This window comes from Priestia sp. Y58 (genome assembly GCF_029522095.1).
GTDB classification, from domain to species: domain Bacteria; phylum Bacillota; class Bacilli; order Bacillales; family Bacillaceae_H; genus Priestia; species Priestia megaterium_E.
The window spans coordinates 1-15,307 of the sequence record NZ_JAKWFL010000015.1; the positions used below are offsets into that span (position 1 = coordinate 1).

The 15,307-nt window shown below is 39.7% G+C and carries 14 protein-coding genes, 2 rRNA genes and 1 other annotated feature; all 16 genes read left to right on the plus strand.

Annotated elements, in window-relative coordinates:
* Positions 1-122, plus strand: a 23S ribosomal RNA gene (locus MMB68_RS25915); the annotation flags it as partial.
* A 110-nt stretch (positions 123-232) separates the two neighbouring features.
* Positions 233-348: ribosomal RNA gene (gene rrf / locus MMB68_RS25920) — 5S ribosomal RNA — on the plus strand.
* Between the two features lie 235 nt (positions 349-583).
* Positions 584-1,045, plus strand: coding sequence for a CtsR family transcriptional regulator (locus tag MMB68_RS25925; protein WP_013054895.1), 462 nt, complete (start codon positions 584-586; stop codon positions 1,043-1,045).
* A 41-nt stretch (positions 1,046-1,086) separates the two neighbouring features.
* On the plus strand, positions 1,087-1,629 hold the full coding sequence (mcsA, locus tag MMB68_RS25930) for a protein-arginine kinase activator protein McsA (RefSeq protein WP_025753183.1): 543 nt from the start codon (positions 1,087-1,089) through the stop codon (positions 1,627-1,629).
* Between the two features lie 3 nt (positions 1,630-1,632).
* On the plus strand, positions 1,633-2,706 hold the full coding sequence (gene mcsB, locus MMB68_RS25935; RefSeq protein WP_013054897.1) for a protein-arginine kinase McsB: 1,074 nt from the start codon (positions 1,633-1,635) through the stop codon (positions 2,704-2,706).
* 20 nt (positions 2,707-2,726) lie between these two features.
* Complete coding sequence (gene clpC / locus MMB68_RS25940; RefSeq protein WP_014462041.1) at positions 2,727-5,168, plus strand: ATP-dependent protease ATP-binding subunit ClpC; 2,442 nt, start codon at positions 2,727-2,729, stop codon at positions 5,166-5,168.
* 123 nt (positions 5,169-5,291) lie between these two features.
* Positions 5,292-6,668 carry a DNA repair protein RadA gene (gene radA, locus MMB68_RS25945; RefSeq protein WP_013054899.1) on the plus strand — a complete coding sequence of 459 codons (1,377 nt, stop codon included), beginning with the start codon at positions 5,292-5,294 and terminating at the stop codon, positions 6,666-6,668.
* Positions 6,669-6,671: 3 nt separating this feature from the next.
* The gene (gene disA, locus MMB68_RS25950) at positions 6,672-7,751 is read left to right on the plus strand and encodes a DNA integrity scanning diadenylate cyclase DisA (protein WP_013054900.1); all 1,080 of its coding nucleotides are present in this window, start codon (positions 6,672-6,674) and stop codon (positions 7,749-7,751) included.
* Positions 7,752-7,898: 147 nt separating this feature from the next.
* Positions 7,899-8,996 carry a PIN/TRAM domain-containing protein gene (locus tag MMB68_RS25955; RefSeq protein WP_013054901.1) on the plus strand — a complete coding sequence of 366 codons (1,098 nt, stop codon included), beginning with the start codon at positions 7,899-7,901 and terminating at the stop codon, positions 8,994-8,996.
* 25 nt (positions 8,997-9,021) lie between these two features.
* Entirely contained in the window at positions 9,022-9,723 is a 702-nt protein-coding gene (ispD, locus tag MMB68_RS25960) for a 2-C-methyl-D-erythritol 4-phosphate cytidylyltransferase (RefSeq protein WP_221785578.1), read from the plus strand.
* Positions 9,720-10,199 (plus strand): 2-C-methyl-D-erythritol 2,4-cyclodiphosphate synthase, encoded by a 480-nt coding sequence (ispF, locus tag MMB68_RS25965; RefSeq protein ID WP_013054903.1) that lies wholly within the window; start codon positions 9,720-9,722, stop codon positions 10,197-10,199. The genes ispD and ispF overlap by 4 nt, the downstream gene beginning before the upstream one ends.
* Positions 10,200-10,304: 105 nt before the next feature.
* A complete protein-coding gene (gene gltX, locus MMB68_RS25970; protein ID WP_153253074.1) occupies positions 10,305-11,762 on the plus strand; it encodes a glutamate--tRNA ligase in 1,458 nt (485 codons plus the stop codon).
* 39 nt (positions 11,763-11,801) lie between these two features.
* Positions 11,802-12,025 (plus strand) — a binding site (T-box leader).
* Between the two features lie 72 nt (positions 12,026-12,097).
* Positions 12,098-12,754 carry a serine O-acetyltransferase gene (cysE, locus tag MMB68_RS25975; protein ID WP_025753192.1) on the plus strand — a complete coding sequence of 219 codons (657 nt, stop codon included), beginning with the start codon at positions 12,098-12,100 and terminating at the stop codon, positions 12,752-12,754.
* Positions 12,744-14,141 (plus strand): cysteine--tRNA ligase, encoded by a 1,398-nt coding sequence (gene cysS / locus MMB68_RS25980; RefSeq protein ID WP_153253075.1) that lies wholly within the window; start codon positions 12,744-12,746, stop codon positions 14,139-14,141. Before cysE ends, cysS begins: the two co-directional genes overlap by 11 nt.
* 7 nt (positions 14,142-14,148) lie before the next feature.
* Positions 14,149-14,574 carry a Mini-ribonuclease 3 gene (locus MMB68_RS25985; protein ID WP_013054907.1) on the plus strand — a complete coding sequence of 142 codons (426 nt, stop codon included), beginning with the start codon at positions 14,149-14,151 and terminating at the stop codon, positions 14,572-14,574.
* Positions 14,564-15,307 carry a 23S rRNA (guanosine(2251)-2'-O)-methyltransferase RlmB gene (gene rlmB / locus MMB68_RS25990; protein ID WP_221785577.1) on the plus strand — a complete coding sequence of 248 codons (744 nt, stop codon included), beginning with the start codon at positions 14,564-14,566 and terminating at the stop codon, positions 15,305-15,307. The genes MMB68_RS25985 and rlmB overlap by 11 nt, the downstream gene beginning before the upstream one ends.

Consider the following 15,307-nt stretch of genomic DNA (forward strand, 5'->3'; position numbering starts at 1 on the left):
ATGAGATTTCCCATAGCGCAAGCTAGTAAGATCCCTGAAAGATGATCAGGTTGATAGGTCAGAGGTGGAAGCGTGGCGACATGTGTAGCTGACTGATACTAATCGATCGAGGACTTAACCAAACTTTTAAAAGCGTAAGCTTTACTCAGCAAACTGTTACCTAGTTTTGAGAGAACAAAACTCTTTCAAAAAAGTCTTGCTTTCTTTTGAAAATCATGTATAATGTAATATGTCTGGTGGCGATAGCGAAGAGGTCACACCCGTTCCCATACCGAACACGGAAGTTAAGCTCTTTAGCGCCAATGGTAGTTGGGACTTTGTCCCTGTGAGAGTAGGACGTTGCCAGGCACCTGAAAAAGGACTAGCTATTTTAGCTAGTCCTTTTTTGTTTACAATTTATTTGTTTTATGAAAAAGTATAGTGAGAACAATAAAATTCACGATTTGCAGGTTTTGAAATAAATTTTAGTGGCAACGATAAAAGTAAAGAATAAACTTTAATAGTACATAGTTGAAAATTTTTTCGTTTCCTTTTATATTTAAATTAAGGTCAAATATAGTCAAAGTCAGAAGGAGGGGGCAGCGTGCCAAATATCTCTGACATTATCGAACAGTATTTAAAACAAGTACTTGAATTAAGTGAAAGAGAAATTGTTGAAATAAGGCGCAGTGAGATTGCTGATAAATTTCAATGCGTTCCGTCGCAAATTAATTACGTTATCAATACCCGTTTTACAGTTGAAAGAGGTTATCTTGTAGAAAGTAAGCGAGGCGGCGGCGGCTTTATTCGTATTGCAAAAGTAAAAATGCATGATGCAGCGGATTTGTTTCAGCAAGTAATTGAGATGATTCAAAATGAAATTTCACAAGTAAGCGCTGAAAACGTCATTATTAGGTTAGTTGAAGAAAAAGTCATCACAGAACGAGAAGCAAAAATCATGTTGAGTGTTATCAATCGTTCAGTTATTAATATTGAACTTCCTTATCGTGATGAGCTAAGGGCCAATCTTTTAAAAGCAATGCTTAATTCATTACGCTACCGATAAGCTCATGATCTATTTTATTTAGAACAGGGAGTGATGACAGGATGATTTGTCAGCAATGTGAAACGAGACCTGCAACTCTTCACTTCACAAAAATCATTAATGGTGAAAAGACGGAGATGCATGTATGTGAACAATGCGCTTCAGAAAATGGAGATGCATTTTCTTTTTCAAATCAGCAAGGTTTTTCAATCAATAACTTACTAGCTGGCCTACTTAACCTAGATCCGGCAGTAACTGAAAATTATAAGCAACAAAGTCAGGAGGTTCTTTCTTGTCCTACTTGTGGCATGACATATCAAAAATTTGCTAAAATCGGCAGGTTTGGATGTGCAGATTGCTACAAAACATTTGAGCGACCTCTTATTCCTTTCTTGAAGAGGCTGCATGGAGGTAATTATCTGCATCACGGAAAAATACCAGCAAGAATTGCAAGTAATCTTCATTTAAAAAAGGAATTACAGGCATTAAGATTGAACTTAAAAGAGTATATCGAAAAAGAGGAGTTTGAGAAAGCTGCCGAACTCCGAGATCACATTCGATTACTAGAAAAGAAGATGAACGAATCGAGAGAGGAGGAAGCGTAATTCATGTCCCAGGATTTGTTCTTTTCCCAGCCTGTTAGCTCTTGGATGCGTCAAGAAGCTTCGAATTCAGATATTGTTCTAAGCAGTCGAATCAGGCTGGCTCGAAATTTAACTCATTATCTTTTTCCAACTCTCTTTTCTAAAGAACAAGCAGTTGAAGTGGTTCGAGTATTCGAGCAAGTTTTTCAAAAAAGTGAGAACACCAATCAGTGGAATTTGCATTTACTAAAGATGAACGAATTACAGCCTCTTCAAAAGCAAGTGTTGGTTGAAAAGCATCTTATCAGTCCTAACTTGGCTGAAGGAGATAACAACGGAGCTTGTTTTTTATCAGAAAAAGAAGATTTGAGTATTATGGTTAATGAAGAAGATCATTTACGCATACAATGTTTATTTCCAGGCCTTCAATTATCTGAAGCTTTAAGCACAGCGAATAAAGTAGATAATTGGATTGAGAAATACGTAGATTATGCGTTTGATGAAAATAGAGGGTATTTAACCAGCTGTCCCACAAATGTGGGTACTGGGCTACGTGCATCCGTGATGATGCATCTGCCGGCTTTAGTGATGACCCGTCAAATTCATCGTATTATTCCCGCTATTAACCAGCTCGGTTTAGTGGTGAGAGGAATTTATGGAGAAGGTAGCGAAGCTTTAGGGAATATCTTTCAAATTTCTAATCAGATAACCTTAGGGAAATCTGAAGAAGATATTGTGGCAGATTTAAATAGTGTCGTACAGCAGTTAATTACACAAGAGCACTCTGCACGAGACGCGCTGTTTAAAACATCTCATGTAGAGTTAGAAGATCGAGTGTATCGTTCATATGGAGTATTGGCCAATAGCCGTATTATTGAGTCAAAAGAAGCTTCACAATGTTTATCAGATGTTCGATTAGGAATCGATTTAGGGTATATAAAAGGACTGAGTCAAAATATATTGAATGAACTTATCATTATGACGCAGCCAGGCTTTTTACAGAAGTATTCGGGAGGGCCCCTAAAGCCTCAAGAACGTGACATTAAAAGAGCCACCTTAATTCGAGAACGTCTCACTATAAATAAAAACACAAATTAAACGTGGAGGGTGACGATTATATGATGTTTGGTAGATTTACAGAGCGCGCACAAAAAGTATTAGCTTTAGCACAGGAAGAAGCACTACGCCTAGGTCACAACAACATTGGAACGGAGCATATTTTATTAGGTATCGTTCGTGAAGGTGAAGGAATTGCAGCAAAAGCTCTTTCTGCTCTAGGCCTAAGCACTGAAAAAATTCAAAAAGAAGTGGAAGCATTAATTGGCAGAGGCCAAGAATTAACGCAGACTATTCATTATACACCTCGAGCGAAAAAAGTCATTGAACTTTCAATGGATGAAGCCCGAAAGCTTGGTCATTCTTATGTAGGAACAGAACATATCTTACTAGGCTTAATTCGTGAAGGTGAAGGCGTTGCAGCACGCGTTTTAAATAATCTAGGTGTCAGCTTAAATAAAGCTCGTCAGCAAGTGCTTCATCTATTAGGTAGCAATGAAGCTGCTTCAAGCCATCAAGGCGGAGGCTCTTCAAATGCCAATACACCTACGCTAGACAGCTTAGCACGCGATTTAACAGTTGTAGCGCGTGAAGGAAGCTTAGACCCTGTTATCGGACGTGGGAAAGAAATTCAGCGTGTTATTGAAGTGTTAAGCCGACGTACAAAAAACAATCCTGTATTAATTGGGGAGCCAGGTGTCGGTAAAACGGCAATCGCTGAAGGTTTGGCTCAGCAAATCGTCAACAATGAAGTCCCAGAAATTTTACGCGATAAACGCGTTATGACTTTGGATATGGGAACGGTCGTTGCTGGTACAAAATACCGTGGAGAATTTGAAGATCGCCTGAAGAAAGTAATGGATGAAATTCGTCAAGCAGGTAATATCATTCTCTTTATCGATGAGTTACACACATTAATTGGCGCTGGTGGCGCAGAAGGTGCTATCGATGCTTCTAATATTTTAAAACCGTCTCTTGCTCGTGGAGAACTTCAGTGTATCGGTGCTACGACTTTAGATGAATACAGAAAATACATTGAAAAAGATGCAGCGCTAGAGCGTCGCTTCCAGCCAATTCAAGTGGATGAACCAACGTTGGAAGAGTCTATTCAAATCTTAAAAGGGCTTCGTGACCGTTATGAAGCGCATCACCGAGTATCTATTTCTGATGAGGCAATCGAGCAAGCGGTGAAACTATCAGATCGCTACATTTCAGATCGTTTCTTACCGGATAAAGCAATCGATTTAATTGATGAAGCTGGTTCAAAAGTGCGTTTACGTTCATTTACAACGCCGCCAAATTTAAAGGAATTAGAGCAAAAATTAGAATCAGTACGCAATGAAAAAGATGCGTCTGTTCAAAGTCAAGAATTTGAAAAAGCAGCATCTTTACGCGATACAGAGCAACGCCTACGCGAAGAATTAGAAGACACAAAGAAAATTTGGAAAGAGCAGCAAGGTAAAGAAAACTCAGCTGTAACCGTAGAAGATATTGCGATGGTGGTATCTAGCTGGACGGGTGTACCGGTCTCTAAGCTGGCACAGGAAGAGACAGAAAGACTGCTGAACATGGAAGAGATTCTTCACTCTCGTGTAATTGGGCAAGAAGAAGCGGTAAAAGCAGTTGCAAAAGCTGTGCGCCGTGCTAGAGCAGGCTTGAAAGATCCAAAACGTCCAATTGGTTCATTCATTTTCTTAGGACCAACAGGGGTTGGTAAAACAGAGCTTGCACGTGCATTAGCGGAGTCAATCTTTGGCGATGAAGATGCAATGATTCGTATCGATATGTCTGAGTACATGGAGAAACATTCTACTTCCCGATTAGTAGGTTCACCTCCAGGATATGTTGGATACGAAGAAGGTGGCCAGTTAACGGAAAAAGTAAGAAGAAAACCTTACTCAGTTGTTCTTTTAGACGAAATTGAAAAAGCGCATCCGGATGTATTTAACATTTTATTACAAGTGTTAGAAGATGGACGCTTAACAGATTCAAAAGGCCGTACAGTTGATTTCCGTAATACGATTTTAATTATGACATCAAACGTAGGTGCTGATACATTAAAACGAAGCAAGCACTTAGGGTTCACAGTTGAAGCAGAAGGGCAAGACTACAAAGATATGAAAGGAAAAGTAATGGCGGAAATGAAGCGCGCGTTCCGTCCGGAGTTCCTAAACCGTATCGATGAAATTATCGTCTTCCATTCATTAGAGAAACCTCACTTAGCTGAAATCGTTAAATTAATGGCAGATCAGTTAACAAAACGCTTAAAAGAGCAAGAAATTGATCTTGAATTAACAAAAGAGGCAATTGATAAGATTGCAGAGGAAGGTTTTGATCCAGAATACGGTGCTCGTCCACTTCGTAGAGCAATTCAAAAACATATTGAAGACCGTTTATCTGAAGAGCTGCTAAAAGGGGTTGTTCAAAAAGGTCAGAAAGTGACGCTAGATGTAGACAAAGGAGAATTTGTTGTTAAATCCTCCGCTCCAAGCAGCATCAGCTAAATTTACTCAAACCAAGACGAGGCATACGAAAAAACACGTATGCCTCCCTTTTTATTTTAGCTTAGGAAATAGTGTACAATAGAGATAGAAATCGATTGAATGAACGGAGAGATTGATAACATAATGGCGAAACGAAAAACAAAATTTGCATGTCAGCACTGCGGATATGAATCAGCAAAATGGATGGGGAAATGTCCCGGATGCGGAAGCTGGAATTCTATGGTAGAAGAAATGGAAGAAACGAAATCATCACGCCGAGGAGCTTTTTCCGGAGCTACTGCTTCTAAAGTCCAAAAACCTCAGTCAATTACAGCGATTGAATCTACAACAGAACCACGAATTTTTACACCTTCTGCAGAGTTAAATCGTGTATTAGGTGGAGGTATTGTCAGAGGCTCACTCGTTTTAATAGGGGGAGATCCGGGTATCGGAAAGTCTACTTTACTTTTGCAAACCTCCGCGCAGTTAGCAATGAAACAAAATAAAGTACTATATATTTCAGGAGAGGAATCAACCAAACAAACGAAGTTAAGAGCGGACAGGCTAGGTGTAAAAGCTGAAGAGCTTTATGTTCATGCAGAAACAAACTTAGAATTAATACTAGAGGCCATCTCAAGCATGCAGCCTGATTTTGTGGTGATTGATTCAATTCAAACCATTTACCATGCTGATGTGACATCAGCGCCAGGAAGCGTCTCACAGGTGCGAGAGTGTACGGCTGAACTAATGCGTGTTGCTAAAACGAATGGAATTGCCATCTTTATTGTGGGTCATGTAACGAAAGAAGGAGCCATTGCAGGACCAAGACTTCTTGAACATATGGTGGATACGGTTCTTTATTTTGAAGGAGAGCGCCATCATACGTATCGTATATTAAGAGCGGTTAAGAACCGATTTGGATCTACAAATGAAATGGGCATTTTTGAAATGAAAGAAAGTGGGCTAGAAGAAGTATTGAATCCATCTGAAATCTTTCTAGAAGAACGGTCTCAGGGAGCAGCAGGGTCGGTTGTTGTCGCTTCAATGGAAGGGACAAGACCGGTATTAGTAGAGCTGCAGGCGCTAATTAGTCCAACGAGCTTTGGAAACCCTAGAAGAATGGCTACGGGAGTAGATCATAATCGCGTTTCGCTTATCATGGCTGTCTTAGAAAAGCGTGTAGGAATGCTGCTGCAGAATCAAGATGCGTATTTAAAAGTAGCAGGTGGAGTGAAATTAGATGAACCAGCAATCGATTTAGCTGTAGCCGTTAGCATTGCTTCAAGCTTCAGAGATGCTGCTTCTAGCGCTACAGATGTTATTGTAGGAGAGGTAGGATTAACAGGTGAAGTACGCCGAGTGTCTAGAATTGAACAGCGCGTTCAAGAAGCGGTAAAATTAGGGTTTCAACGAATTATTATCCCCGAGAAGAATTTAGGAGGATGGAAAGTCCCAGATGGTATTGATGTGATTGGGGTATCAACAGTAGCGGAGGCTCTGCAATATACATTAGGAGGATAAGCAGTGGAAGGAGAAAAAACAACAGTTAGTCAAAAACAAATATCAGAAATTCTGCAGTTTGTAGCACCAGGAACCCCTATTCGTGACGGTATCGATAACGTCTTGCGGGCAAAGACGGGCGGCTTAATTGTTATGGGCTACAATGAACAAGTCAAAAAGATGGTGGATGGGGGATTTTCGATTAATTGTGCATTTACACCTGCGCACTTATACGAGTTAGCCAAAATGGATGGAGCGCTTATTTTAAACGACAGCGGAAGCAAGATATTATTTGCTAATGCTCAGCTCATGCCAGATCCCTCTACTCCTTCTTCACAGACAGGAATGCGTCACCGTACAGCAGAACGCGTAGCTAAGCAGTCAGGTGTATTGGTGATAGCTATTTCACAAAGACGAAATGTGATTACGCTTTACAAAGGGTCTCTGCAGTATGTATTGAAAGACATTAGTGTTATTTTAGCAAAAGCGAATCAAGCGCTTGGGACACTTGAAAAGTACAAGGCGGTATTAGACGAATCGATTACAAGTCTCAGTGCATTAGAGTTTGAAGAGCAAGTAACTCATACAGATGTGCTGCAGTCGCTTCATCGTACAGAAATGGTTCTGCGTATTAAAAATGAAATTTTGAGCTATATTAGCGAGTTAGGAACAGAAGGAAGACTAATCCGTCTCCAAATGAATGAATTACTTTCCCACTTAGAGGAAGAAGCAACTTTATTAATCAAAGATTATATGTATGACCTCAGCTTTGACCCTTACCGAGTAATTGAACGCATGCAGCAGCCGTCAAATAATGTTCTTCTCGATGACCAAACGCTCCTTCGCTTAATGGGATATCCCATGTATACAAGCTTTGAAGACAGCGTTATTCCTAGAGGGTATCGAATGCTTCATAAAATTCCAAGACTTCCATCGATTATTATTGAAAATCTCATTGATGAATTAGGGGATTTAAAAACGATAGCAGATGCGTCGGTAGAAGAATTGGATGAGGTAGAAGGCATCGGTGAAATTCGAGCAAGGAAAATCAGAGAAGGACTGAAAAGACTAAAAGAGCAGCATCTTACAAACCGTCAGCTATAGGATATTAATTGACATTAAATGTTTGATTCATTAAGATATTGTGAAAATACAAAAAAAGTGACAGTTTGTTTACAAATTCTGTTTTTTGGTTAAATAACAGGTTTCAATCATTGTAAACTGTTTATAATGATAAAGGGAGGTGAAGGCGTGTTAAAACGTTTTGTACAGTTATTTTTTATTATTACAGGTGGTACATTGGGCGTCTTTTTTATACCTGAACTTATTCAATTATTAAATCTGCAAGATGTAGCATTTCTAGAAAAGCCTTACGTCGATGCAATACTGGGAGCCATTTTGTTTTTCCTTGTCACGTTTTGGATTGTTGATTATATAGTTGAATTAATTCGCCGAGTGGAAGAGGCGTTACTGAAGGCGCCTGTAACGGATGTGCTTTTTGGGAGCTTAGGATTGATTTTAGGGCTTATTGTGGCCTACTTGGTCGGAGCTTTTTTAGGCAGAATTCAACTTCAAGTAGTAAGTACCATTTTACCAATCTTTCTAAGTATTCTTTTAGGTTACTTAGGGTTTCAAGTCGGGTTTAAAAAACGTGATGAGCTTGTAAGCGTGTTTTCGATGCCGGCTCGAATTGGGAAGAAAAAAGGCCAAGAAGAAGAAACAGATAACGAAGAATCATTAAAGTCTCTTAAGATTTTAGATACAAGCGTTATTATTGACGGCCGTATCGCAGATATTTGTCAAACAGGATTTTTAGACGGAACGATTGTTATTCCGCGCTTTGTGCTTGAGGAACTTCAGCATATTGCTGATTCGTCGGATGTTCTAAAACGAAACAGAGGTAGACGAGGTCTAGATATTCTAAACCGTATTCAAAAAGAACTGGCAATGAAGGTAGAAATTTATGAAGGCGATTTCGAAGACATTCAAGAAGTAGACAGCAAGCTGGTTAAATTGGCAAAGCTGACTTCCGGTTTGGTCGTGACAAACGATTTTAATTTAAATAAAGTATGTGAACTTCAAAATGTTGGCGTTTTAAATATCAATGACTTAGCAAATGCCGTCAAGCCAATTGTACTTCCAGGAGAAGAAATGAACGTATTGGTTATAAAAGACGGTAAAGAGCATAATCAAGGTATTGCCTATCTTGATGACGGTACAATGATTGTGGTAGAAGAAGGAAGAAATTATATTGGAAAGCAAATTGATGTACTGGTGACGAGCGTACTCCAAACCTCAGCAGGCCGTATGATTTTTGCGAAACCCAAGTTATTAGAAAAAGCACTGTGACGTAACAGGTAAAGGGAGTATACCTATGAAGTATGAAATTATCGTGTTAGCTGCAGGTCAGGGGAAGCGAATGAAAGCGGGGCGGAACAAACAATTTTTAACTATTCAAAACGTTCCGCTTATCATTCATACGCTGCAAAAATTCGAACAAGATCCTTGGTGCAGTGGAATTGTACTAGTCGTAAACGAAAAAGAAGTGCAGATTTTTGAAGAGTTATTAATCGAATATCCAATTCAAAAGGTTCAATCTTTGACAGTTGGAGGCGATGAACGTCAACATAGCGTTTATAACGGTCTTAAAAGTTTAAAGCATGCTCAGATGGTATTAATTCATGATGGCGCTCGTCCATTTGTTCAACAAAACACAATCCATGAGTTAGTAGAAAAAGCTGCTAGTGATAAGGCTGCTGTGCTGGCTGTTCCAGTAAAAGACACAATTAAGCGTGTGGAACAGGGTACTGTCATTGAAACAGTTGAGCGCTCTAGCTTGTGGGCTATTCAAACGCCGCAGGCTTTTCTTTTTGATGTAGTAATGGATGCACACGAAAAAGCAAAAACAAATGAATACTTAGGCACCGATGATGCAAGCTTAGTAGAAAAAGCGGGGCAAAAAGTATCGATTGTAGAGGGAAATTACGATAATATAAAACTAACAACACCAGAAGATTTGTTATATGCAGAAGCTATATTAACAAAGCTAAACAGGACTGAAGGAGTGGAAAAATGAACATTCGAGTAGGACAAGGTTTCGACGTACATGAATTTGCAGAAGGAAGACCTTTAATCATCGGCGGTTTAGAAATTCCGTATGAAAAAGGGTTATTAGGCCATTCAGATGCAGATGTGCTGTTACATACAATCGCAGATGCCTTATTAGGAGCGGCGGCTAAAGGAGATATCGGAAAGCATTTTCCGGATACAGACCCTGAATTTAAAGATGCTGATTCAGCAAAGCTTCTTCAACACGTATGGAAATTGCTAAAAGATGAAGGTTATGAATTAAGCAATGTAGATTGCACCATTATCGCGCAAAAACCTAAAATGGCTCCTTACATTGAACCAATGAGAGAGCGTATTGCGCAGCTGTTAGAAGCAAGCATTTCTCAAATTAACGTCAAGGCAACAACAACAGAAAAGTTAGGCTTTACGGGACGTGAGGAAGGAATTGCCGCCCAAGCAGCCGTTTTAGTTTATCAAAAATAAAAACAGTTGACTTTGACAGATACCTATTTGGTGATAAAATTAGAACATGTCTAAAACATATAAATACATACTATAAGTAATATTAAATTGGAGGTCATCTTAGTTATGTCAAGCGAAGTAAGAGTTCGTTATGCCCCGAGTCCAACTGGACATCTTCATATAGGGAATGCAAGAACAGCACTATTTAATTATTTATTTGCACGAAATCAAAACGGTAAATTTATTATCCGTATTGAAGATACAGATCAAAAGCGTAATATCGAAGGCGGAGAAGAAAGTCAGCTGCGCTATTTAAAATGGTTAGGTATTGAATGGGATGAGAGTATCGACGTAGGCGGCGAGTACGGTCCTTACCGCCAGTCTGAACGTACGGAAATCTATCAAAAATATACGGAAGAACTTCTTGAAAAAGGATTAGCTTATCACTGTTACTGTACGTCAGAAGAGCTTGAGAAAGAGCGTGAAGAACAACAGGCGAACAGTCAAATGCCGCGCTATTCAGGTAAGTGCCGTAACTTAACAGCTGAACAGCGTGCTGAACTAGAAGCAGAAGGCCGTGAGCCAAGCATTCGCTTCCGTGTTCCTAGCAACACAGAAATTAAGTGGAATGATATTGTCAAAGATGAAGTATCATTTGAGTCTGAAGGCATTGGTGACTTCGTTATTGTGAAAAAAGACGGTACACCAACATATAACTACGCTGTAGCCATTGATGATTATCTAATGAAGATGACGCATGTTCTACGCGGAGATGACCATATTTCTAATACACCGAAGCAAATTCTTGTGTATGAAGCTTTGGGCTGGACGCCTCCTGTATTTGGTCATATGACATTAATCGTAAACGAAAATCGCCGTAAGCTAAGTAAACGTGATGAGTCAATCATTCAGTTTATTGAGCAATATAAAGAATTAGGCTACTTGCCAGAAGCACTGTTTAATTTCATTACAATGCTTGGCTGGTCACCTGTGGGAGAAGAAGAAATCTTCTCTAAAGAACAGTTTATTGAAATCTTTGACCCAGCTCGTTTATCAAAATCTCCAGCACTATTTGATACAAGCAAATTACGTTGGATGAACAACCAATACATGAAACAATTGGATTTAGACGAGGTGGTAGCTTTATCAGTTCCTCACTTAGTGAAAGCCGGAAAAGTTGAAGAAACGCGCGATGCAGAAACAGAACAATGGGTACGTGACTTAGTCGCTCTATACCAAGAACAGATGAGCTTTGGCGCTGAGATTGTTGAACTTACTGAAATGTTCTTTAAGAAAGAGATTGATTACAGTGAAGAAGCGAAAGCAGTGCTTGCTGAAGAGCAAGTACCGGAAGTGTTAAAAGCATTTGCTGCAGAGATTTCTTCCTTAGAAGAATTCAGCGCTGATGAAATTAAGGCAGCAACAAAAGCTGTACAAAAAGCAACAGGTCAAAAAGGTAAAAAACTATTTATGCCAATTCGTGTAGCAACAACAGGCGAAACACACGGTCCTGAGCTTCCAAAAGCTATTTCTCTTTTAGGGAAAGAAACAGTTTTAGCTCGTCTAGAAAGCATTTATAGTTAACAAATTTCTATTTTGCCCATATGATAAAATAATCAAATATGGATATCGTTGAGAAGGAAGAGTAGGCAAGTTCATTGCATATCAGAGAGGGTTATCACCGGCTGAAAGTAACCTATGACAAAACTTGTTGAAGTGCGCCTTTGAGTCTTTTGTTGAATGCTACTAAGTAAGTAGGCAAAAGCGGGTACTTTCACGTTATGAGAGAAGAGTTGGGATTGTTTGTTGATCCAAACAGAGTGGAACCGCGTATATACGTCTCTGTGTCATTTGACATAGGGGCGTTTTTTTATACAATCAATGAGTAGATAGAGCAATAGCGGAATTGGGGTGAGATGATGCTAAAGTTGTTAAAGGAAGACATTGAAGCCATATTTGAACAAGATCCTGCAGCAAGAAGTTATATTGAAGTGATATTAACCTATTCGGGGTTGCATGCTATTTGGGCACATAGATTCGCTCACGGGCTTTTTAAAAGAAAGTGGTTTTTTCTGGCACGTGTAATCTCACAAATTAGCCGATTCTTCACAGGGATTGAAATCCATCCGGGTGCGAAAATTGGCCGCCGCTTTTTTATTGACCACGGAATGGGAATTGTTATTGGGGAAACGTGCGAAATTGGAGATAATGTAACAGTATATCAAGGAGTAACACTCGGAGGAACAGGGAAAGAAAAAGGAAAGCGTCACCCGACGATTGAAGACAATGTCTTAATTGCAACAGGTGCTAAAGTGCTAGGGTCAATTACGATTCATGCACACTCCAAAATTGGAGCAGGTTCAGTTGTGTTAAATGACGTCCCAGAAAACTCAACGGTTGTTGGTATCCCTGGCCGAGTCGTCATTCAAAATGGCGTCCGGATTCCAAAAGATTTGAATCATCAAGATTTGCCAGATCCAGATGCAGAGCGTTTCAAACAGCTAGAGAAAGAAATTTTACACCTGCAAAATCAATTAAAGGAATTAAAAGAAGGGAAGATTCACCATGGCAATTAAGCTATATAACACGTTAACACGTCAAAAAGAGACGTTTGTACCGCTGGAAGAAAACAAAGTCAAAATGTACGTGTGCGGACCGACTGTATATAACTATATTCATATTGGAAATGCGCGTCCTGCGATTGTATTTGATACGGTGCGCCGCTATTTAGAATTTAGAGGCTACGATGTAGAGTATGTCTCAAACTTCACAGATGTAGATGATAAATTAATTAAGGCAGCAAAAGAGTTAGGAGAAGATGTTCCAACGATCGCAAACCGCTTTATCGATGCTTACTTTGAAGATACGTCAGCTCTTGGATGCAAGCATGCCGATGTGCATCCGCGCGTAACTGAAAATATGGATATCATTATTGAGTTCATTGATGAACTTGTGAAAAAAGGTTATGCGTATGAGTCAGAGGGTGATGTATACTATCGTACACGTAAGTTTGAAGGATACGGAAAATTATCACATCAGTCTATTGATGAATTGCAATCCGGTGCTCGTATCGAAGTTGGCGAAAAGAAAGAAGATCCATTAGACTTTACTCTTTGGAAAGCAACCAAAGATGGAGAGATCGCATGGGATAGCCCTTGGGGTCAAGGCAGACCAGGCTGGCATATCGAGTGCTCGGCAATGGCACGCAAATATTTAGGTGACACAATTGATATACACGCAGGCGGTCAGGATTTAGCTTTCCCTCATCACGAAAATGAAATTGCCCAATCAGAAGCGCTCACTGGGAAATCGTTTGCGAAATACTGGCTTCATAACGGATATATCAATATTGATAATGAAAAGATGTCTAAATCACTAGGGAACTTCGTGTTAGTTCATGACATTATTAAAAAGCATGACCCTTCCCTACTTCGATTCTTTATTTTATCTGTTCACTATCGTCACCCAATTAACTATAACGAAGAAATTTTAGAGAATACGCGCAAAGCGCTTGAGCGTCTGCAAACAGCTTACGGCAACTTAACTCACCGTCTAGAGGCAGCAACAAATCTTCAAGAAGATGATTCGGAATGGTTCGAAAAGCTAAAAGAGCTTCGCGAAACGTTTGTTGAAGAGATGGATGATGATTTTAATACAGCAAATGCCATTTCTGTTCTGTTCGAGCTAGCAAAGCAAGCTAACTTGTATTTATTAGAACAAACAACGTCTACAGATGTAATTGAAGCCTTTATTAAAGAGTTTAAAGAATTAGGTGCTGCAATAGGCATTACGTTTGGAGAAGCTGAACTTCTAGACGAAGAAATTGATCAATTGATCCAAGATCGTATTCAGGCTCGTAAAGATCGTAATTTCCAATTAGCAGATCAAATTCGAGATGAATTAAAGGCTAAAAATATTATTTTAGAAGATACGGCGCAAGGAACAAGATGGAAAAGAGGATAATAGTGTTATGAGCAGCAGTAAATTAGATGTAAAACAGCTAAATAGCTTAGCTCTTGCTTATATGGGTGATGCGGTGTTTGATTTACATGTTCGCCGCCACCTGCTGGTGTTAGGGACAGTGCGCCCTAACCAGCTTCATAATAAAGCTAAAAAATATGTATCAGCAAAAGCACAAGCACAAATCGTATATTATTTTAAAAATGAAAACTTTTTTACTGAAGAAGAAGAAGGTGTACTGCGCCGAGGACGCAATGCAAAGTCCGGTACAGTCCCTAAAAACACAGATGTGCAAACGTATCGCTACAGTACGGCATTTGAAGCGGTCGTAGGCTATTTGTATCTTTTAGGTGAAGAAGAAAGAATGATGGAACTTATTACTAAAGCTATCTCTTTCGTCGATGAAGGAGAGGGAGGAATGAATCATGGAACATGAATTTATCATTGGACGTAATCCGGTCCTAGAAGCCCTAAAGTCTGGGCGCGACATTAACAAACTATGGATTGCCGAAGGATCGCAAGGCGGTTCTATGGGGCAAATCACGCAGTTAGCAAAAAGTAATGGTGTATTGGTGCAGTTTGTACCGAAAAAGAAAATTGAGCAAATGGTAGACGGTATTCATCAAGGAGTAGCTGCACAAGTTGCTGCTTATCAGTATGCAGAGCTAGATGATTTATTTAACTTAGCGGAAAAACGTAATGAAAGTCCGTTTTTTCTTCTGTTAGATGAGCTTGAAGATCCCCATAATTTAGGTTCTATTATGCGAACAGCCGATGCCGTTGGCGCACACGGTATTATTATTCCAAAGCGCCGTTCAGTTGGATTAACGGCCACTGTAGCTAAGGCCTCTACAGGAGCGATTGAACATGTTCCCGTAGCAAGGGTAACAAACCTATCAAGGACGATTGACGAATTAAAAGATCGAGGCGTATGGATTGTTGGAACAGATGCGAAAGAAAGCGATGATTACCGCAACTTAGATGGAGGTATGCCGCTTACGTTAGTGATTGGAAGCGAAGGAAAAGGCATGAGTCGTTTGATTCGTGAAAAATGCGACTTCCTTGTACAGCTTCCAATGGTTGGGCATGTTACATCGTTAAATGCATCTGTAGCAGCTAGTCTTCTCATGTATGAGGTTTACCGAAAACGCCATCCTCTAGGTGAATAA